Genomic DNA, 3,662 nt, shown 5'->3' on the forward strand with positions numbered 1-3,662 from the left:
TTCAAAAGGTATTAAAAAACATCATTGCTGAGGGTGTAACAGAAGGAACCGAAACTAATATTTCACCAAATGAAATCCCTAACGATAGCAATTTAATTGATTATTATAATATAGATTCAATAATGGTTTTAGAAATTTTATTGAAAATAGAACAAACATTTGAAATAGAAATTCCAGATGAAGAACTTAGTGTCGATCTTGTTAGCACAGTTGAATCTTTAACTACTTATATTATAGAAAAGTTAAATAAATAATAAGAAGAACTATGGGGGGAGGAAAAGGTGTGTATTCAATAAAAGTAAATAATCTTCAGAAAGAATATCGCTTTCATCGAAAGGAGCCTGGGTTTCTTGGTTCTATTAAATCTATGGTAAATAGAAAGTACGAGCAGAAAATAGCGGTTAATGATTTAAGTTTTAAATTAAAACAAGGAGATTTTGCTGGTTTTATTGGTCCTAATGGAGCAGGTAAAACTACAACTCTAAAAATCTTAACGGGAATTTTAACGCCCTCCCATGGTGAAGTTGAAATAATGGGATGTGTACCGTGGAAGAGAAGTTTGGAACATCGAAGACAAATATCGATTATGATGGGAAATCGAGGACAACTAATTTGGGATTTACCTCCATTGGAAACTTTTGAACTTAATAAGGAATTATATTCTATATCAAGTAAGGATTATAAAAATCGGCTTGAAGAATTATCTGGTTTATTAGAAGTTGAGCATTTGCTCAAAGTTCAAACAAGAAAATTATCTCTTGGTGAAAGAATGAAAATGGAAATGATTGCAGCTCTTCTTCATGCTCCTAAAGTTCTGTTTTTAGATGAACCAACTATAGGGTTAGATTTGTTTGCTCAAAAAAAAATTAGGGGTTTTCTCAAAGAATATAATCAACGTTATAATGCTACAATTCTGCTAACAAGTCATTATTTAGATGATATACAAGATCTTTGTGAGAAGTTAATGATATTAAATAAAGGGAATTTAGTATATAACGGTTTAACAGCAGATATAATGAAAGATTTTGATGTTAATAAGTATATATCTGTTAGTTTTAAAGAAAAAATATCCTCATCACAAATTGAACGATTAGGAGCAAAAGTTACATTGCAAGAGCAAAACAAAATGGTATTATGTGTGAATAAAAATGAAATGAAAAATGTAGCTACAATTTTATTAAATTCTTTTCCTATAGAGGACTTAACAGTAGAGAATATCTCAATAGAAGGCGTAATAGAGAAAATTTACTCAAAATCCAACAAACAGCTAATTAGGGGTTAATCACATGAAAAAAGCTATACCAATAAATGCTTATTTTAAAATTGCACAAACAAGTTGGCTTAGAGGAATAGAATATCGTTTTGGGGTATTCTATATGATTTTAGAAGCTTTTTTACCCACAGTTGCAATGTTTTTGATGTGGAAAGCTATTTATGCAAACGGAGATACAGTAGCTAATTATTCACTTAATCAATTAATAACTTATTTTATTGGTGCTCGAATAATAAACTATTTAATTTGGTATCAGGTAGATTGGGATTTGAATGAGAAAATAAATAAAGGAATATTAAGCAGTCTGTTATTGAAACCAATTGATGTTCAAGCTTACTATGTTTCTGAAATGATAGGTGATAGGTTTGTAAAGTTTTTCTTGGGTTGTATACCTTTGTCCATAATCATGCTAATTTTAAAAAAATATATTAGTATATCTTTAGATTTAAAGTCCATAATAATATTTATTATTGCAATTATAGGATCAGCGGCTCTATGGTTTCTATTGTCATGGATAATTGGCTGCTATGCATTCTGGGCACATAACCTGGTAAATATTTTATTTGTAAAGCATTTAATTATAACTATACTGTCAGGAGGATTTTTTCCGCTAGATTTGTTACCACATACAATAGTAAGGGTAATAGATTTTACACCTTTTCCATATCTAGCATTTTTTCCATTAAAAATAATTACTGGATCCGCTAGTCAAGATTATATAGTACATGGACTTATAGTCCAACTGATTTGGATAATATTATTTTTCATATTAGGGAGAGTAATTTGGAGAAAAGGGGTTAAAAATTATGTGGAAGTAGGTGGATAAAATGAATAAAATAAAGGTTTTTAAAAAAATAGCTACATTAAGTTTACAAAAGGATTTAGAATACCGAGCAAATTTTTTCGCTATGGTTGTATCAGGATTACTTTGGATTAGTGTACCATTAATATTCTTTAAAGCTATATATTTAAATGTAGAAAATATATTGGGATGGCAATGGGCCGAAATGTTAATTTTAGTAGGGACATATATGATTATTGATGCAATTATGATGTTCTTAATGATACATAATATGGGTATGCTTCAAAATGACATTATGGATGGAAGACTGGATTTATTGTTGATAAAGCCTATTGATTCTCAATTTTACGCATCATTTAGAACTTTGAATTATACCCAAATATTGAATGTAATTCCAGGGATGATAGTTGTAATTATTGGAATGAATTCAATGTCCAATGTTTTAAATTCAATTAATTTATTGGGATATTTTCTCTATTTATTTTCAGGAATGATTATTTACTACTGTATTTGGTTTATGTGGACCATTACAGCTTTTTGGTGGCCAAGTATTCAAAATAGAGAAGGAATGTTTTTAAGTACAATAATAATGGCTAGATTTCCAGATGATATTTATCAAGGCATAATAGGAATGATCTTCAAGTATATGTTCCCCATTGCTTTAGTTGCTAGCCCTGCTGCAAAAATAGTTACTGGAAAATTAGATATTGTATTGGGAATACTTACTTTTGGGATTAGTATAGTGCTTTTAATTATTACACGTTTTGTGTGGAATAGGGGATTAAAAGCGTACAATAGTTCTGGAAACTAAATAAAAGGAGTTTTATTAACATGGCAAATATCGCTGCTAGCATTGTACTAATCACAAGAAACAAGCTCGAACGTATACAGCATACTTTGAAATCGCTTTCTCTACAGAATACCAGGGGGATTCTTTTTGAAGTAGTTATTGTTAATAACGGTTCTACTGTGGATTACACGTCAGTAATAGAGTTGTATAAGGGGCAACTACATATGCAGTATACAGAAAGAGAAGCTGCATCTATTGCAAAAGCTAGGAATATAGGAATTAAAATGGCAAAAGGAGATATCATCATTTTTTTAGATGATGATATCTTATTTGGATCGCAATTTATATACGAGCATATAAAACCGCATTTAGAAAGTAAAGATGAAGTCGTTGTTGTAGGTGACCGTTATAATGTATTTTTTGGGAATATAACTTCTCATAGGACAGAAACAATCATACATAATGCATTATTAAATGATATAAATCAACTAAATGGAACAGCTAGAGAAGATTTTTATGCCAAACAAACGTTTAAATTGTTTGGGTGGCATCCAAATGGAGGGCATATTGCATGGACCTGCTTTGTAACACGAAATGCCTCGGTTAGTAAAAAGTTGTTAGAAAAGGTAAATTATTTTGATGAAAAGTTCCTTGGTTGGGGGGGAGAAGATATTGAATTAGGATATCGCTTATATAATCAGAATGCTAGATTCATATATCAGAAAAACGCTAAAGTTTATCACATGGAACATCCAGTTGGTAAAAATAGAATTGAAAATTTGGCTAAAAATATGAAC

Annotated in this window: 5 protein-coding genes; all 5 read left to right on the plus strand. The window is 30.1% G+C overall.

Going from position 1 to position 3,662, the window contains the following annotated elements; genetic code table 11:
- On the plus strand, window positions 1-254 hold a 254-nt coding region (locus DN403_RS30395), incomplete at its 5' end, for an acyl carrier protein (RefSeq protein WP_149186098.1).
- A 29-nt stretch (window positions 255-283) separates the two neighbouring features.
- Window positions 284-1,282 carry an ABC transporter ATP-binding protein gene (locus DN403_RS30400; protein ID WP_000286890.1) on the plus strand — a complete coding sequence of 333 codons (999 nt, stop codon included), beginning with the start codon at window positions 284-286 and terminating at the stop codon, window positions 1,280-1,282.
- 4 nt (window positions 1,283-1,286) lie between these two features.
- Window positions 1,287-2,099, plus strand: coding sequence for an ABC transporter permease (locus DN403_RS30405; RefSeq protein WP_000709301.1), 813 nt, complete (start codon window positions 1,287-1,289; stop codon window positions 2,097-2,099).
- Between the two features lies 1 nt (window position 2,100).
- A complete protein-coding gene (locus DN403_RS30410; protein WP_001033633.1) occupies window positions 2,101-2,886 on the plus strand; it encodes an ABC transporter permease in 786 nt (261 codons plus the stop codon).
- Between the two features lie 20 nt (window positions 2,887-2,906).
- Window positions 2,907-3,662 (plus strand): glycosyltransferase family 2 protein (locus tag DN403_RS30415; protein ID WP_149186099.1); only part of this gene is annotated, 756 nt, incomplete at its 3' end.

The sequence above is a fragment of the Bacillus sp. AY2-1 genome, from assembly GCF_008368965.1.
Lineage (GTDB): Bacteria > Bacillota > Bacilli > Bacillales > Bacillaceae_G > Bacillus_A > Bacillus_A thuringiensis_S.

Excerpts from the sequence above, each read along its gene's own strand:
- DN403_RS30410 (WP_001033633.1), top strand. The coding sequence starts at position 2,101 with ATGAATAAAATAAAGGTTTTTAAAAAAATAGCTACATTAAGTTTACAA.
- DN403_RS30405 (WP_000709301.1), top strand. The coding sequence starts at position 1,287 with ATGAAAAAAGCTATACCAATAAATGCTTATTTTAAAATTGCACAAACA.